Consider the following 16,075-nt stretch of genomic DNA (forward strand, 5'->3'; position numbering starts at 1 on the left):
TTGCCCCGTCCCAGTGTTGCGGTCTCTCACTGGGCCCCGATTCGGGCTACGCTCGAAAGTATGCCGGTATGGTCCAGGGCGTCACGCGCAAGCGCAGAAAAGAAGGCAGTAGTGTCAGTTGGTCAAGGCCTCCCAGAGGGCTCCGAGGAGCTCAAGAAATGGCTGTCGGGGCTTAAACCGGTCACCGGAGCAGACACCATGCTGCGCTTCACCAAGACGCCGGAAGGTTCCATCGACCTCACGCATGCGCATCCGTCCGGTCTGGCCCAGCTCATGGCGGGTAGGCGCACGCGACTGTCCACGCTGATCCGCGACCACGATCAGTACGTCGTCGCCGCCAGGGCTTCGCGTAACCTCCGCTCCAAGATTTTTGAACTCGGGAACGACCGCGGCATCGACGCCGGCTACTTTTCGGCCGGGACAGTTTCCTGGACATCGGCTGTCGGCGGTAAGCCCCAGCGCGTGTCCGCGCCGGTCATGCTCACGGCCATTTCCCTCACTGTCCGTCCGGGCGAGGATGACTACGAGCTCCAGCTGACCGAGCAGGCCCACATCAACCCGGCGCTGATCAGGCACCTGAAGAGCATTCACGGCATCGTCTTCGACGTCAATGCCGTAACCCGGATGGCGTACAGCACCGCCCGGTTCGATCCCCAGCCCGTCCTGGACCGCCTGGGCACCCTTATCAAGCCCATTCACGGGGCCGACGTGGAGCACAATCTGCTCGTTTCAACGTTTGCAGACCTCTCCGGAAACCTCGACGACCCGTGGATCAACCAGAACAATCCCATAGTGGCAGCTCTTGCCCGGGCCGCCGCCGGCGAGGCCGTGGACGTGCCCGAGCTGGCCGAAGACCGCTTTCAGGACATCGATCTGCGGGATCCCGCCGAGGAGTTGCTGCTTCTCGACGCCGACGCCGACCAGCAATATGTGGTGGACGCCGTGCGTGCGGGGGACTCCCTCCTTGTCAGCAGCCCGCCCGGAACGGGCCAGACCCAGACGGCCATCAACACCATCGGCGCGCTGGTGGACGAAGGCAAGACCGTCCTGGTGGTGGGCGACCGCCGTGCCAGCCTCAGCGAGGTTGCGACCCAGCTGGAGACGCTGGGCCTGGAGTCCATCCTGTTTGCGCTGTCCGGGACGGCTACACCGCTTCAGCTCAAGGGGCAGCTGGTGCGTGCCATTGTGCGAAATGAGAAGTCCCTTCAGCCCCAGCTCGAGAACCTGCACACCACGCTTGCCGAGCACCGGCACGCGCTCATGGACCACGTGGCCTCGCTGCACAACGTCCGCCAGCGCTGGGGATGCTCGCCCTACCAGGCCATGCAGTCGCTTGCCGAACTGACGTCCATCCAACCGGCTCCCGCCACGACCGTGCGGCTGAAGCGGAGCGTACTGGACAACATCCGGGACCGTGAGGAACTGGCCGGACGCCTGCACCGCGCCGCCGAACTCGGCAGTTTCAGCCGCGCATCCACGGCCAGCCCGTGGCACGGCGCCCGGCTCCTGACCCGTAAGGAAACCGAGGAGGCGCACGACGTTGCACGCTCGGTTGAGAAGAACCTGCCGGTTCTCCGCCACCGCATGAACGAGGTAGCCGAGCACGCCCAGATCCGCCTCGGAACCACCTTCGCCGAGTGGGGCGCCCAGCTGGAGCTGCTGATGGCCGTCCGTGAGAGCCTGGACAAATTCACTCCGGATATTTTTGACAGGCCGGTCCACGACCTCATCTCCGCGACTGCCACCTCCCCGTGGCGGCGTGAACGGGGTATAGAGATGCCGTCCATGCAGCGTTCGCGGCTACGCCGTGTCGCCAAGGAATACGTCCGCCCCGGCGTGCACATCTCGGACCTCCACAGCTCATTGGTGCTGGTCCAGGAGCAGCGGGCGCTTTGGGCGGGCTACGCGACTACGCAGCGGCACCCTGCCGTGCCGTCCGGCCTGGGCGAAGTGAACGTGATGTACCGCAGCCTTGAGCGCGAACTGGCGCAGCTGGGTGCGGCTGTAAAGCACACGGCAGCCGGCGGCGACCTCCAGCACACACCGTATGAAGAACTGATGGAGCGCCTGGAGCGGCTGGTGGCGGACTCCCGGACGCTCAAGACTCTTCCGGAGCGGACGCTGCTCATCGAGAACATGCGTGAGCACGGGCTCGGGGAGCTGCTCGCCGACCTGGCTGACCGCGAAGTTCCCGCGGCCTCCGTCGCATCAGAGCTGGAACTTGCGTGGTGGCAGTCCGCCCTTGAAGCGATGATCAGCGGCGATGACTACCTGGCAATGTCCGACGGCGACGCCCTCCGCCAGCTCGAAGCCGAGTACCGTTTGGCGGACAACGCCCACATCGCCAGCGGGGCAGCGCGGCTGCGCTGGACCCTCGCCGAGCGCTGGCGCGCCGGCATCGGCGAAAACCCCCGCCAGGCCGACCTGCTGCGGAGTCTCCTGAAGGACGGGCGGGTCACCCTGGCGGCCCTCACGGCGCAGGCCCCTGCCCTGGTTCCCATGCTGGTGCCGGTATGGTCCGTGAGCCCCTACCTCATGACCGGACTGCTGCCCGCCGAACAGAAGTTCGACGCCGTCGTCATCCTCGACGCTGAAGCCACATCCCTGCAAGCCGTCCTTCCGGCGATCGCGCGGGCCAGGCAGGTCATCGCGTTCGGCGACGACAAGATCGCGAGCCCCCGCACGTTCACAGTGGGCGTCGAGCGCCTCGCTGCGGGCGAGACCGCCCACCAGAGCGTTGAGAGTGCCTACACCGCCCTGGCTGCTGTGCTGCCCACGCGGCGGCTGACCTCCGTATACCGGGCAGTTGACGAAGACCTCGTGCTGCAGCTGAGCAAGAGTTTCTACGACGGCCGCCTCCGCAGGCTTCCTGAGGGCCAGACCGCGACCGGACTGGACCGGGCCCTGCTGGTGGAATACCTGCCCGACGGGACCGGCCTCCCCAGCGCCGACCAGGAAGGCGTGGAATCCGCCGTCGCCGAGGTAAACCGGGTGGTCAGCCTCGTGTTCGAGCATGCCCGACTAAGGCCGCGGACCTCGCTCGCCGTGGTGACGGCAAGCCTCCGCCACGCGGCCAGGATCGGCGAGGCCATCCGGCTGCAGCTGCCCAACTACCCGCTGTTGGCGAGTTTCTTCTCGGCCGGGCCGGAATCCTTCCGGGTTGTGGACCTGGAACGTGCCCAGGGCCTGGTCCGCGACCACGTGATCTTTTCCCCGGGGTATGGCCGCACGCCGCACGGCCGCGCGCTCCACAATTTCGGCCCGCTGTCCGCCGAGGGCGGCAGGGCGAAATTCGCGCTGGCCATGACCCGTGCGCGGCGTTCCCTGCACGTACTCAGTTGCTTCAAGCCGGAAGACCTCGACGTCAGCCGCCTCAGCCATGGCGCCGTCGACTTCTATGAACTGCTCGACCGTGAGATTGCCGGCAACACGGACCTCGGTACGCCGGCGTCCCGCGCAGCCGCGAGCGAACAGGCGCTGGGTGCCGACCCCCTCGTGGCAGACCTGGGCGACAGGCTGCGCGCCCGCGGCGCCAGGGTCTGGCACCAGTACGACGGCGTGATCGACGTGGCCGCGGCCGCCGACCCGGTGAATTCCATCGGTCATGATGATGCCGAAATCCCCAGGCCCGTGGCCATTGAGTCCGACGGTACGGAACAATACCGGCGCATGAGCGTTCGGGAACGGAGCAGGCTTCGTCCGCAACTGCTGGAACGGCTGGGCTGGCGCTACATGCCCCTCTGGACCATCGAAGTGTTCACCGACCCGTCCGCCTGTGCGGACCGGATCGGCGGTTACCTTGGGCTGGAAAAGCCGGCAGTCACCGGATTTTCACCGAGTTCCCAGGGGTTCTTCGAGGACGATGTGGACAACCTGACACTGACAAGCGCAGAGCGTGCCAGCGAGGCTTCCGAACGGGAAGCGGCCGGGTCCGAGGACCGCAGCGAGTCGGGGACCGAATCCGGGGCCGAACCTGGAACCCAGTCCGGCAGCGGGGAGTACGGGAGCGTGGCATCGGCGGCCAGGCCCCCGGTACCCTTGGAAGAGGGCGGTGCGGACCGGGAAGAGCCCAATAGCGCCGGACCCGGTTCAGAGGGATACAGCAAGGAAGACGGCATGGACACGAACAGCAGCGAAGCGGGCAGCCGGGGCGGCGTCCCTGCCTCGGGCGCCGACGGGGCCGCGCCCAACCGGGGCCGCGAGGCGGGTGCCGGCGTGCCCGCCGGAGTACTGCCGAACAAAGCCGCTGAGGATGACCCGAAGCGCTGGGGCGATCACGCCTCGGATTACGACCACGATGCCTGGCTGCAGGAGCAGAAACCGCCGCACTGGGGCTGACCGCTGTGCTCCATAGGACCGGGCCGGCCGGTTTACGGCTGGCCCGGCGCTCCGACGAGCACGAAGAAGAGTTTGCCTTGTGTTGAGCTGCCGGCAAGGCGGCGTGCCTGGTCGGGATCCGCGGCGACCACCATGAGCCCCTCGGTTTCTCCCGTGCCCAGCCATTGTCCGGTTTGCCCGCCCTGCCCGGAGGTCCAGAGGACCGGGACAGAGGCAGCCAGCACCTCCGATTCCGCCGCCTGGCCGTAGTCGGTTCCGTTGGTCATGACGATATTGACCAGCTGGCCGGGCGCCACCAACTGGATGGACGACGGATCGGCCATCCTCAGGGGTACCGCCGCCGAACCGGGGGCGGTACCCGCCAGCAGCCCAGGTCCAAGTAACTGAGTGTCGGAGATCAGCTGGCCTTTGCGCAGCGGTGCAGCAAGCTGTTTGCCTTGGATCGCGGCAGTGTCGGTGAAGGCACCGGAGGGAATCATCCCGGGCGGCACCCTGACCGGCACTACTTCATTGCTGGACAGGGTTGCTCCGGCAGGAAGGTCCCTGGCTGAGGCCATGGCCGTCACGGTGTGGGCGGGTGCAGGTGTCAGTTGTTGGACGGCGATGCCGGCGGCGGCGCACAACAGGAGCGCAACGGCGAGCCTGCGGTTGCGGTTGAGCCATGCAGCGAAGCGGCGCCTGCCGGACAGGCCCGGGCGCCCGGGGCGTTCTGACCGAATGCCGTGACGGCGTGACGAAAATCCGTTGTTGCGGAGGGTGGAGGGCATACCGTCAGGCTAAAAGAGTCCCGGTGGTGCGGACAGACCGTGGAAGTCCTATGTGGAAAACCCGCCGTTGCGGACGCGTCCGCCGGATTGCGGCAGCCGGTGCTGGAAGTGGCGGCTAGCTTGCGGCTGCGGCAGCCGGCGCGGGAGCCGCAGCCGGGGCGGGCGAGACGCTGCTGCCCTTGGTGTCGCGGGAGTCGGTCCGGTAGAAGCCCGAGCCCTTGAAAACGACGCCGACGCTGTTGAACTTCTTGCGCAGCGTCCCCTCGCACTCGGGGCAGGAGGTGAGGGAGCTGTCGGTAAACGACTGCACGATCTCGAAGGCGTGGCTGCAGTCCTTGCAGGCATATGCATACGTGGGCACTGGAAATCCTCCTCTGGGACAAACGAACAGGTCCCGTGCTGCAAGTCGCGGATTCCAGCCGATGTTTCCATCGACGTGTTCCGCTCCTTAGCAGTCGCAGGGCCTGAGTGCCAATTCTATCACCAGCGGCAGGGGAGCTTTACATCAGGCTTGTGAGGCCTGACGGAGTGACCGCAACGCGAACCGGGCGGTCGAAGGACTCTGCGGCGATAGAGCCGGCCGGAAGCACTTCGGTGTCGTAGACCACTGCAGCCGCCGGCACGGGCAGTTCCTCCTCTTCCAGTCCGGCCAGGAACTTGTCGTAGTAGCCGCCGCCCTGGCCGATCCTGTTGCCAGACAGGTCCACAGCGGTGGCTGGAACGAAGATCCCGGCCACATCGCGCATGACCTCGATGCCGTGCCGTTCTCCGACGGGTTCCTCGATGGGCGCGTAACTGCTGCGGACAAATTCGGTCGCCGGAGTCCAGAAGACCCAGGCCAGAGTGAGCGACGGCCCGCAGACCGGCAACAGTACCCTGTGCCCGGTCCCGTGAAGTGCGGCGATGAGCGGGAGCGTGGGCGGTTCGAATCCCACTCCCAGGTACGCGGCAAATGTGCCCCGCTCCCCGGCGGCAACCATGGTGGCCCACTGCAGCCCGTGGCGGGCGATGCCGGCACCGGCGGCTTCCAGTCCCGCGGGAGAGGCCGCAGCACGTTCGATCCTGTGGGCGGAGCGGATCTCTTCCTTCGATGGCATGAGTGCCTGTCCTTCCATGCCCGGAGGCCTCAGTTCGGGGCGAAACCGGGCGGTCCGTGCAATTACCCAATGTTTGGTCCCTGACGTTAGATTAGTCCAGTGACTACCACCAATACTTCCGTCCGCAAGGCTGTCATTCCTGCTGCGGGTCTCGGCACCCGGTTCCTCCCGGCCACCAAGGCCATGCCCAAGGAAATGCTGCCCGTAGTGGACAAGCCCGCGATCCAGTATGTCGTGGAGGAAGCGGTCAACGTTGGCCTCAACGACATCCTCATGATCACCGGCCGGAACAAGCGCGCCCTGGAAGACCACTTCGACAGGGTTCCCTCGCTGGAGTCAATGCTCGAGGCCAAGGGCGACACCACCAAACTCGAATCCATCCAGGCTGCCAGCAACCTCGGCGACATCCATTACGTCCGCCAGGGCGACCCCATGGGCCTTGGCCACGCCGTGCTGCGCGCCAAGCAGCACGTTGGCTATGAGCCCTTCGCCGTACTGCTTGGCGATGACCTCATCGACGCCCGCGACGAACTGCTGAGCACCATGATCGAGGTCCAGGCCAAGACCGGCGGATCCGTCGTTGCGCTCATTGAGGTGGAGCCGTCCCAGATCAGCGCCTACGGCTGCGCCGATATCGATGAAACCGACATGAACGGTTTCGTGCGGATCAGGAAGCTCGTGGAAAAGCCCACCGTTGATGAAGCGCCGTCGAACCTGGCCGTGATCGGACGCTACGTCCTGCACCCCGCCGTCTTCGACGTCCTCGAACGCACCGAACCTGGCAGGGGCGGGGAAATCCAGCTCACTGATGCACTTCAGGAACTTGCTGCGGGAACCGGTGAGGGTTACGGCGTCTACGGCGTTGTTTTCCGTGGCCGCCGCTACGACACCGGTGACAAGCTCAGCTACCTCAAGGCCTGCGTCCAGCTCGCCTGCGACAGCGACGACCTCGGCCCAGGGCTGCGCGAATGGCTGCCGGAATTCACTTCCTCGCTGGCCAAGTAACGGTCCCATGCGGGGCAGCATCTGGCCGGTGACGCTGGAGTGCGGCGACCTTGTTCTGCGCCCCATCCGGTACCGCGACCGTAAGGAATGGATGGCGGTCCGTTCCCGCAATTCCGAATGGCTGGCTCCGTGGGAGGCGTCCAATCCGGCCCCGGGAGGGGCACTGCCGGACTACCGGCAGATGGTCAGGTCCCTCAACGCGCAGGCCGCGCAAGCCACGGCGTTGCCCTTTGTGATCACCGAACGGACGCCGGGGCAGCGCAATCCGGTAATCGTCGGGCAACTGACCGTGTCCTCCATCATCTGGGGCTCCGCAATGATGGCGACGCTGGGCTACTGGGTGGACAGGTCCTGTGCTGGCCGGGGGATTGCGCCCACAGCAGTGGCCATGGCTACTGATCACTGCTTCCGCACCCTTGGGCTGCACCGGATGGAAATCAACATCCGGCCGGAAAATGCGCCCAGCCTACGGGTGGTGGAAAAGCTTGGTTTCCGTGACGAAGGCTACCGGCCGCGTTTCCTGCACATCAACGGGGAATGGGCTGACCACCGGTCCTTCGCCCTCACGGCCGAGGAAGTTCCCGAAGGACTGCTTTCCAGATGGCTGGGAAACCGCCCGTCCTGAACCGCCTTCAGTGGCCTTGCTGACGCCCGTCCCAACCCCTCAGCACAGTGCTTCCTGACGCGCTTTTAGCCACGTGTCCTGACGACGGCTGTTGTGTCTTTGGTCATAAATCCATTGATTTGCCAGCTGCCCGGCGACACACCGGAGGTAATGCGAGTGCGGGGGGCGAATTGCTCATACGGTTTTGATTGTGGACTTCCCCCTTAGCAGCTCAGTGATCCTTGTTGTCGCTGTCGCGCTCTGGATAGTTTGGGTGGCCCCGTATGTACTCCGAAACCGCCGGCACCAGCTGCAGCCCGCCGTCGAGCTGATGCCGGAACTCAACTTCGCCGAACCCGCAGACCCCCAAGCCGGAAACGTCATGAAAATGGCCGCCCAGCAGGAGAAACCAATGGAAACCAAGCAGGCCACCGGATCCGCCCAGGGATCCCTGACCCCCGCCGCCGGCCCGGGGCCGGCGAAGGCGCGTCCGGGAGCACTCAGGATCCGGTACGGACGATGTGCGATCGCTCTCATGGCGCTGGTGTCCCTGCTGACCGGGATCATGTCCGCCGCCTTCCTCATGTTCGGCATTGGTTCGTCGTGGCTGCCTGTCGCCGCCCTGCTGACCGGTGTCGTGTCCGTGGCATTGCTTCGACGGCTGGCGGTACGGGACCGGCGCGTCAGGATGAATGCGGCTTTCCGTGCGGCCATGACTGCCCCGGAGCGCCAGATGCGGGCAGCTGTCCCGCGTCCCACCCGGGAGCCTGCCGTGGATGCCCCGGAAAGCCAGCTTTTCGATGCTGAGGCGGGCAGCAAGCCCAAGGTCAAGCCGCTGACTGCCCAGGAACTGCGTGAAGCCGCCCTCGCCGAAGCCAAAGCCTCGGGCGATACGGCCCTGCGGACCGCCGCCGCCCCGGGATCTGCGGTCAGCGCGGAATCCAGCTGGGAACCGGTCGACGTTCCCAAACCCACCTACGTCGAGGCAGCCAAGGCCGAACGTGCAGCCCCTGAGCCGCTTGACCTGCCCGAAGCCCCGAAGGCTGCCGGCAAACCGTCCCTCAAACAGGGACCGGCAGCGGCTCCGGCCGCCGGAGGGGCCTCCGGCAAGCCGCTCACGAAGGCGCAGAGTGCCCTGAGTAACCTGGACGACGTTCTGCAGCGCCGCCGCGCCTGACTGCGAACCATAGCCCCGGGCAGCCTAACGGCCGTCCGGGGCTTTTTCGTGCGGGCACAGCCTTGGCCGCTACTGCGGGCCTGGGCCGCGCGCACAACGACTGTGCCGTACCTGCCTGTAGCCTCAGAGCATGACTCGCATCTGTGTTGCCGGCGGCACCGGCCAAGTTGGCCGTGAGGTGGTGGGCCAGGCGCTGACGCTGGGCCACGACGTTTCCGTCATCTGCCGTAATCCGCCGGTTCCCGGCAGTTCAGAATACGACGACGGCGCCGCCTACTTCCGTGCGGACGTCACCACCGGGGAAGGGCTGCCGGACGCGCTGGCCGGTGCCGCCGTCGTCGTCGATTGCCTGGAAGGCAAGACCGGCAAGGCCCTCAGGAACTTTGCCGACGGCGGCGCCCGTCTCCTCGGGGCGGCGCACACCGCCGGTGTCAGCAAAGCCGTCCTGCTTTCCATCATCAACTGCGACCAGGTGCCGCTGCGGTTCTACCAGTCCAAGGCGGACAAGGAGGATGTCTCGCGGCGTCTTCCCTTGAGACCGTTACGGTGCGAACCACCCAGTTCCACAGCCTTCCGGTGCAGCTGTTCTCTGCCGGCGCCAGGGTAGGGCTGATTCCGGTGGTCAAGGGCGCCCGTTTCCAAACCATCGCGCCGGCGGAGGTGGCTTCGGCCCTGCTCGAAGCAGTCCTCGAGGAGCCCTCGGCGGAACTCCACAGGCTCCGGACGGTGGGCGGACCGGAAGCGATCGGCATGGGGGAGCTGGCGGAAACCTGGAAGCGCCACACGGGTTCCCGTGGCCACCTGGTGCACCTGCCCCTTCCGGGCGCCATGGGCAAATTCCTGCGCGAGGGCCGGAACCTGATCCCGGAACAGCGCTATGGAAGCGAGACATTCGGGAGCTGGCTGGCGAAGCACGCAGATAGTTTGTAGCCTAGGGACACCGGTTTGCCTGTTCCTGCGGAATATCCCAAGGTACGGCGGCGGCCCGGGGCTATAGCTCAGTTGGTAGAGCGCTTCGTTCGCATCGAAGAGGTCAGGGGTTCGAATCCCCTTAGCTCCACAGAATAAGCTCCCTCATCCGAGCCAGCATCGGACGGGGGAGCTTTCTCTTTTCCGGGCCTGCCCTGCGCGCCCCGCACCACCCCCTCGAAAGGACTGCAATGAGCCTTATCCGGCTGCAAGACGTCAGCGTGCGATTCGACAACACCCAGATCCTGCGCGAGGCATACTTCCGCCTGGAACCGGGCGACAGGGTGGGGCTCATCGGCAAGAACGGTTCCGGCAAGACCACAATGCTCCAGCTGATCCTTGACCGGGTCACGCCGGAATCCGGAACTGTCACCGTGGAACAGGGAATCAGGGTCGGCTACTTTTCGCAGTTCTCCGAACTGAACGGCGAGTCAACCATTGCCGAGGTCCTGGATGGGCTGTTCGTGGAGATCAAGTCAGTCGAAGCCGAACTGGCGTCCATCGATGCGGCCATCGCCGGGGACCCCGCCGGAGCAGAACTCGACCGGTTGATCTCCCGCCAGGCGGAACTGTTCGAGGACATGGACCGCCTCGATGGCTGGGACTATCCGCGGCGCATCGACAAGGTGCTGACGACGCTGGGGTTCAGCGATGCCCACCGTCTCTGCTCCATCGACGAGCTGTCCGGCGGCTGGCGGAACCGTGCCGCCCTGGCGAAGATCCTCCTTGAGGACCCGGATGTGCTCCTCCTGGACGAGCCCACCAACTTCCTGGACGTGGCCGGCGTCGAATGGCTCGAAAGCTGGTTCCGGGACTTCAAGGGCGCGGCGATCATCGTCTCGCACGACCGGAAATTCCTCGACGCCGTGGTCACCCGGATCATCGAAGTGGAAAACTTCCACCTGCACGAGTACCCGGGCAACTTCGGCGAATACGTTGTGCAAAAACAGTTCCGGCTCAAGACCCTGGAGCAGCAGTTTGTGCACGAATCCGAACTGCTGGCGTTCGAGGCCGAAGGGATCGCCGACCGCCGCGAGGCAGCCAAGGCCGCCAGCCGCGGGCTGGGAAACCAGCTGGCGAAGATCAAGAAGTCCCGCATGCCCCGCCCCGTGGACCAGATTGTCACAGAGATCTACGGCGGCTTGCACGTCAAGGACGTCCTCTGCCGTGTGGAGGGGCTGGGCAAGTCGTTCGGCGACAAGGAACTTTTTGCCGGCCTTGGCTTCGAGATCAGGCGCGGCAACCGGATTGTGGTCCTGGGCTCCAACGGCAGCGGCAAGTCAACCCTCCTGAAGGTGCTGACCGGTGAGGAACAGGCGGACACCGGCGTCGTCTCCTGGGCCAAGGGACCCGGCTTTGTGTCCTACAACCGGATGCTTGAAGAACTCGACGACGCCGACACTGTTTCTCACGCAGTCAACGCGCTGCCGGACAGCCTGGCCTTCAGCGCCACCAAAAAATCGGTCAACAGGTTCCTTGCGATGTTCCAGTTCTCCGAGGCGGACCTCAAACAGAAGATCGGAAACCTCTCCGGCGGCCAGAAGGCGCGCGTCGCGATGGCCCAGTGCCTCCTGTCCGGCGCATCCGTCCTGCTGCTGGATGAGCCCACCAACCACCTGGACATGTCCAGCACCCAGGTCATGGAACGGGCGCTGCTGCATTTCCCCGGCGCCGTGGTGGTGGTCAGCCACGACCGGTTCTTCAGCGAGAAGATCGCCAACAGGTACCTTGTGTTCGGTGCGGACACGGCCATGCCCGGCGAGGTCGAGGTGCGCGCCGCCTAACCGCCGGGCGGCCGGCTGACCACCGGCCCGATCCGTGTGCCCTTGACGCCCGCCTGAGGGGAGGGGCAGAGTTATGGTGCTGCGACTGGGGGCAGATGTGTGATCTCCGGGAACCTGAGGCTTGTGATGGTTCCTTCACCACATCCGCGAAGTATCTTCAGGCAATGATGAGGAGCAACCTCATGCGCAACGGCAACCCCAGGCAGACCACATCCCCCAACAGTGACACCATCCCAGCACTCCCCGGACGACGCCGCCGGCGACTCGTTGCACAGCTGCTGTCGGTGCTCATCACCTCAGCCCTCACAGCCGCAACAGCCACGCCCGCACTCGCGGTGTTCAATGGCAGCAGGGCGGATTCGGACGATTACGCGTGGGCGGTCAGGGTGCAACTGGCCTACCCGGAAGGCATTGCATCCTGCACCGGTTCCCTGATCAAGGAGGACACCGTAGTGACGGCGGCACATTGCATCCGGAACAACGGACGCAGCCCCTCCGCCATTGACGTGACCTTCCACTTTGGCCAGAAACGCGACCAATACACCGTTGGCGTTGCCAGCGCCGTGCCCATGCCGCACTACGACCCGGCACTGATCAAGGACGATATCGCGCTGCTCTTCCTGCAGTCGGCCGTTTCCGAGCCGACCATCGAGTTGGCGTCCACACCGGCGCCGGTAGGGGCGGAAGTCACCGTGGCCGGTTACGGCTGCACCGGGGATCCGTTCAACCCGGCGGAATCCTGCGATCCTGCGCGCCGGCTGATTGAAACCGAACTCACCACGGTCCCCCCGGAGGCGTGCCCGGACATCGCGGGCCCCTGGCAGTTCTGCACATACTCGCCGTACACGTCAGCGAACCGCGGCGACAGCGGCGGACCCGTCATCTGGTCCGATCACGGCGAGCAGAAGCTGGTGGGCGTCACGAACGCCCTTGAACTGCCGCCGGCGCCTGCCTATCTGAACCTGTCGGCCTCGGTGCCCTACGAGCTGGACTGGATCAAGGCGACCGCCGGCTTGCGCTGACCGTCTTGAGCACACCGCGAGCAGACGTCCCCACCGCCCCGGCAATCGATTCCCCGCCGCCGACCTCCAGGGGAGTGCCGCAAGCCTCGAAACACCCACGTTCATGGCCTGATGCCACGGCTCGTGCCAAGATGTTGTGGATCAGGGGCGAAAGGGCAGCCCCGGCCGGACAGGAGGCCGCTCGCTCATGGGCTACATCATTGATTTCAGCGGCGTTGGCCGTGACGACGTCGCGGTGGCGGGTGGCAAGGGTGCCGGGCTGGGCGAGCTGGTTCGCGCGGGCCTGCCCGTGCCCTGTGGGTTCCTGCTGAATACAGCCGCTTACGAGCTCTACGTCCGGGACAACGGGCTGGACCGGCGCATTCAGGCGGAGGCCGCCTTGCCTCCGTCCGCCACAGGCCGGGACTTCGAGGAGGCGTCCGCACGCATCCGCGGGCTCTTCGCGGGCGGAGTGATGCCGGCGGCGTTAGCGGCCGAGTTCCGCGACGCCTACCACCGGCTCGATGCCGGCGGGGAAGCCGCTGTTGCTGTGAGGTCCTCCGCCACCGCCGAAGACCTCGCCTCGGCCAGTTTCGCGGGCCAGCAGGACACCTACCTCAACGTGCGCGGCGGCGATGCCCTCGCCGCGGCGGTTATCAACTGCTGGGCATCCCTCTGGACCGCCCGGGCGATGGCCTACCGTGCCCGGGCGGGCATCCGGCCGGAGGACGTCCGGCTGGCCGTGGTGGTTCAGGAAATGGTGGACGCGGACGCCGCCGGAGTCCTGTTCACGGCCAACCCTGCCACGGGACGCCGCGACCAGGTCGTGATCGGCGCTGCCTGGGGGCTGGGCGAATCCGTGGTCAGCGGTGCCGTTTCCACCGACGACATCGTCGTCGACGCCGCAACAGGCAGCGTCGTGTCCCGGCGGACCGCCGACAAGGAAACCATGACGGTCTATGCAGACCGCGGTACGCGTGAGGAACCAGTGCCGGCTGCCCGCCGCTTTCAACCCGTGCTGGACGACGCCGGTGCGGCCACACTGGCCGGCTACGGAACACGGATCGCACAGCACCTCGGTTCCCCGCAGGACATTGAGTGGGCGCGCTCGGGCGGAGAATTCTTCATCCTTCAATCCCGGCCCATCACCGCCCTGCCCGAGCCCGCGGGAGAAACGCCGACGGACTGGAGCGTGCCCTACCCGAAGGGGCTCTACTTCCGGGCGAGCATCGTGGAGCAGCTTCCCGATCCGCTCTCGCCCTTGTTCGCGGACCTCATTGACGGCTCAGTGTCGCGGTCCCTGAATGCCCTGCTGGACGAGGCGTTCGGCAAGAGCAGCCTGCGCGATGGGGATCTGGGCCTCCCCGCCATCAACGGCTACGCCTATTACTACTACCGCACGTCCGGATTGTGGCGGCTGATGGGCAAGCTCCCGGCCGCCGTCCGCGCCCTTATCCGGGGCGAGGCCCACATGGGAATCCCGGGCTGGAGGGACTACTCCCATCCTCGCTACATGCATGTGGTGGAGTCCTGGTCGGCCAGGCCCGTCACGGATCTCACCGGGCAGGAGCTGCTTGAGGGCGTGTCGGCGCTGCTGGATGCCGGGACCGTGTACTACACGGCTGTTCAGTCCATCATTCCGGTCGCTTCGTCCAGCGAACTCGCTTTCCAGAAGTTCTACGACAGATTTGTTCGGCGGGACGCCGATCCGCCGGCCCAGACGTTCCTGCTGGGCTACGAGAGCGAGCCCATCAGGGCTGAAGCGGCACTCTTTGACCTTGCCGAGTGGGCCCGCGGAGTTCCGGGGCTCGCCGAGGCCATCCTGGCAATGCCAACAGAAACCCTCGCCACGGCACAACTATCGGAGACACCTCCGGCCGGGATGGACGCCGGGCTGTGGCAGCAGTGGGAACCCCGGTTCCAGCTCCACCTGGACCGCTTCGGCCACGCAGTCTACAACCTTGACTTCATCAATCCCGTGCCGGCCGACGACCCGTCCCCGCTGCTGGACACGCTGAAGTTCTACCTCCGCGGCCAGGGCAACGATCCGCACCGGAGACGGGAGCTCGCAGCTGCACGCCGTGAGGACAGTGCGAATCGAATACTGTCCCGTCTGCTCCCTGCCCGCCGGGCCGCCTTCGTACGGTTGCTTCGCTGGGCGCAGGGGTCAGCGCCGATCCGCGAAGATGCGCTGGCCGACGTCGGACTCGGTTGGCCGCTGATGCGGCGGATGCTGCGTGAACTGGGGCACCGGCTGGTCGCGGCCGGACTCATCGCGGAGCCCGATGACGTGTTCTGGCTTCGACACCAGGAGGTCAGCAGCGCCGTCGGATTCGGCCTGGCCCGCCCCAGTGGCCCGGCAGCAATTACGGGTGCCGGGCGGCCGGTGCTGGCGGCGGCGGTCGCTGACCGCAGGATGCGCTGGCGGGGACAGCGCAAGGCCGCTGCCCCGCAGATGCTGCCGGAGATCCGGTGGCTGCAGCGGTCCCTGGCCGGAATGATGCCGGAAGGGTCCCAGGACCAGCACGGGAACACGATCAAAGGTGCGGGCGCCAGCCAGGGCCGGGTCAACGCTCCGGCCCGGGTGTTGGCCGGACCCGAGGACTTCGCCCGGATGCAGCCGGGGGAGGTGCTGGTGGCCCGCATCACCACACCGGCCTGGACCCCGCTGTTCGCCATGGCTTCAGCCGTGGTCACGGATGTCGGTGGCCCGCTGAGCCACAGCTCCATCGTGGCCAGGGAGTACGGCATCCCCGCAGTGCTCGGCACCGGGGTGGCGACCCGCCGGATCGCGAGCGGCCAGCAGGTAGAGGTCGACGGCGATGCCGGCACCGTGACCCTGGGTCAGCCGGGGACGGCCTAGCTTCCGGAAGAGTGCTCGGCCGGCAGTTCTTCGTCAGATTCCACGCGCAGCAGCAGGGACAACGGGCTGTCCGCGCCGAACTCCGGGAGCGCCGCACCGATGAGGAACAGGGTGACGTCCGCACCAAACAACAGGTCCACAACGTCCAGGAAGTGCTGCCACTCCGGCGAATCGGCAACGGCATCGCCCGGGAGGCCGTCCACTACCCACTCCCCGAACCGCCCAGCAAGGGAAACCACATCCCCGGCCGCCGCCCCGCTGAGTTCGCGGAAGCCGATCCACAGCAGGTCACCTTCGGCGCTTTTCACGTCAAGCGGCTTGCCCGCCGCCTCCAGGGTGCGGCGCTGCCCTGGTGCAGGGACGAACAGCCCGAACGTGCCCAGCTGCCGGGCGGTGCCGGGGATGATGATCCGCCCCGGCCGGAACGCGGGCTGCGGGCCGCCGGCCACTGAATCGGTCATGGCGGCGGC

The 16,075-nt window shown here is 66.4% G+C and carries 13 protein-coding genes and 1 tRNA gene; 10 read left to right on the forward strand and 4 right to left on the reverse strand.

What is annotated here, in order from left to right:
- The first annotated feature begins 60 nt into the window (after nucleotides 1–60).
- On the forward strand, nucleotides 61–4,338 hold the full coding sequence (locus J2S97_RS01180; RefSeq protein WP_307045765.1) for an AAA family ATPase: 4,278 nt from the start codon (nucleotides 61–63) through the stop codon (nucleotides 4,336–4,338).
- 32 nt (nucleotides 4,339–4,370) lie between these two features.
- On the opposite strand, the gene cpaB is transcribed toward J2S97_RS01180, so the two are convergent.
- From cpaB to J2S97_RS01195, 3 genes are all read right to left on the reverse strand, one after another.
- Nucleotides 4,371–5,105, reverse strand: a complete 735-nt coding sequence (gene cpaB / locus J2S97_RS01185; RefSeq protein WP_307045767.1) for a Flp pilus assembly protein CpaB — start codon at nucleotides 5,103–5,105, stop codon at nucleotides 4,371–4,373.
- Nucleotides 5,106–5,220: 115 nt separating this feature from the next.
- Nucleotides 5,221–5,466, reverse strand: a complete 246-nt coding sequence (locus J2S97_RS01190; RefSeq protein WP_307045769.1) for an FmdB family zinc ribbon protein — start codon at nucleotides 5,464–5,466, stop codon at nucleotides 5,221–5,223.
- Nucleotides 5,467–5,605: 139 nt separating this feature from the next.
- Nucleotides 5,606–6,202 (reverse strand): 5-formyltetrahydrofolate cyclo-ligase, encoded by a 597-nt coding sequence (locus J2S97_RS01195; RefSeq protein ID WP_307045771.1) that lies wholly within the window; start codon nucleotides 6,200–6,202, stop codon nucleotides 5,606–5,608.
- 99 nt (nucleotides 6,203–6,301) lie between these two features.
- On the opposite strand from J2S97_RS01195, the gene galU reads away from it, so the two are divergent.
- The 9 genes from galU (at nucleotide 6,302) to J2S97_RS01240 (ending at nucleotide 15,605) form a co-directional block, all read left to right on the forward strand.
- Complete coding sequence (gene galU / locus J2S97_RS01200) at nucleotides 6,302–7,207, forward strand: UTP--glucose-1-phosphate uridylyltransferase GalU (protein WP_307045772.1); 906 nt, start codon at nucleotides 6,302–6,304, stop codon at nucleotides 7,205–7,207.
- Nucleotides 7,208–7,214: 7 nt separating this feature from the next.
- Nucleotides 7,215–7,832: a GNAT family N-acetyltransferase gene (locus J2S97_RS01205; protein ID WP_307045774.1), complete on the forward strand. Its 618-nt coding sequence runs from the start codon at nucleotides 7,215–7,217 to the stop codon at nucleotides 7,830–7,832.
- A 190-nt stretch (nucleotides 7,833–8,022) separates the two neighbouring features.
- Complete coding sequence (locus J2S97_RS01210) at nucleotides 8,023–8,988, forward strand: hypothetical protein (RefSeq protein WP_307045776.1); 966 nt, start codon at nucleotides 8,023–8,025, stop codon at nucleotides 8,986–8,988.
- 130 nt (nucleotides 8,989–9,118) lie between these two features.
- Nucleotides 9,119–9,595: an SDR family oxidoreductase gene (locus J2S97_RS01215; protein ID WP_307045777.1), complete on the forward strand. Its 477-nt coding sequence runs from the start codon at nucleotides 9,119–9,121 to the stop codon at nucleotides 9,593–9,595.
- Entirely contained in the window at nucleotides 9,565–9,918 is a 354-nt protein-coding gene (locus J2S97_RS01220) for a hypothetical protein (RefSeq protein WP_307045779.1), read from the forward strand. Before J2S97_RS01215 ends, J2S97_RS01220 begins: the two co-directional genes overlap by 31 nt.
- 57 nt (nucleotides 9,919–9,975) lie before the next feature.
- Nucleotides 9,976–10,048: transfer RNA gene (locus J2S97_RS01225), tRNA-Ala, on the forward strand.
- Between the two features lie 100 nt (nucleotides 10,049–10,148).
- Nucleotides 10,149–11,741, forward strand: a complete 1,593-nt coding sequence (locus J2S97_RS01230) for an ABC-F family ATP-binding cassette domain-containing protein (protein WP_307045781.1) — start codon at nucleotides 10,149–10,151, stop codon at nucleotides 11,739–11,741.
- 164 nt (nucleotides 11,742–11,905) lie between these two features.
- On the forward strand, nucleotides 11,906–12,763 hold the full coding sequence (locus tag J2S97_RS01235) for a S1 family peptidase (RefSeq protein WP_307045783.1): 858 nt from the start codon (nucleotides 11,906–11,908) through the stop codon (nucleotides 12,761–12,763).
- Nucleotides 12,764–12,950: 187 nt separating this feature from the next.
- A complete protein-coding gene (locus J2S97_RS01240) occupies nucleotides 12,951–15,605 on the forward strand; it encodes a PEP/pyruvate-binding domain-containing protein (protein ID WP_307045784.1) in 2,655 nt (884 codons plus the stop codon).
- On the opposite strand, the gene J2S97_RS01245 is transcribed toward J2S97_RS01240, so the two are convergent.
- On the reverse strand, nucleotides 15,602–16,066 hold the full coding sequence (locus J2S97_RS01245) for a hypothetical protein (RefSeq protein ID WP_307045786.1): 465 nt from the start codon (nucleotides 16,064–16,066) through the stop codon (nucleotides 15,602–15,604). The two genes, J2S97_RS01240 and J2S97_RS01245, sit on opposite strands and share 4 nt — an antisense overlap.
- Nucleotides 16,067–16,075: the final 9 nt, after the last annotated feature.

Origin of the sequence: Arthrobacter oryzae (genome assembly GCF_030812315.1) — a bacterium.
Taxonomy (GTDB): Bacteria; Actinomycetota; Actinomycetes; order Actinomycetales; family Micrococcaceae; genus Arthrobacter; species Arthrobacter oryzae_B.

Coding starts and splice junctions, on each gene's coding strand:
- J2S97_RS01180 (WP_307045765.1), top strand. CDS start 61: ATGCCGGTATGGTCCAGGGCGTCACGCGCAAGCGCAGAAAAGAAGGCA.
- cpaB (WP_307045767.1), bottom strand. CDS start 5,105: ATGCCCTCCACCCTCCGCAACAACGGATTTTCGTCACGCCGTCACGGC.
- J2S97_RS01195 (WP_307045771.1), bottom strand. CDS start 6,202: ATGCCATCGAAGGAAGAGATCCGCTCCGCCCACAGGATCGAACGTGCT.
- J2S97_RS01205 (WP_307045774.1), top strand. CDS start 7,215: ATGCGGGGCAGCATCTGGCCGGTGACGCTGGAGTGCGGCGACCTTGTT.
- J2S97_RS01215 (WP_307045777.1), top strand. CDS start 9,119: ATGACTCGCATCTGTGTTGCCGGCGGCACCGGCCAAGTTGGCCGTGAG.
- J2S97_RS01230 (WP_307045781.1), top strand. CDS start 10,149: ATGAGCCTTATCCGGCTGCAAGACGTCAGCGTGCGATTCGACAACACC.
- J2S97_RS01235 (WP_307045783.1), top strand. CDS start 11,906: ATGATGAGGAGCAACCTCATGCGCAACGGCAACCCCAGGCAGACCACA.
- J2S97_RS01240 (WP_307045784.1), top strand. CDS start 12,951: ATGGGCTACATCATTGATTTCAGCGGCGTTGGCCGTGACGACGTCGCG.
- J2S97_RS01245 (WP_307045786.1), bottom strand. CDS start 16,066: ATGACCGATTCAGTGGCCGGCGGCCCGCAGCCCGCGTTCCGGCCGGGG.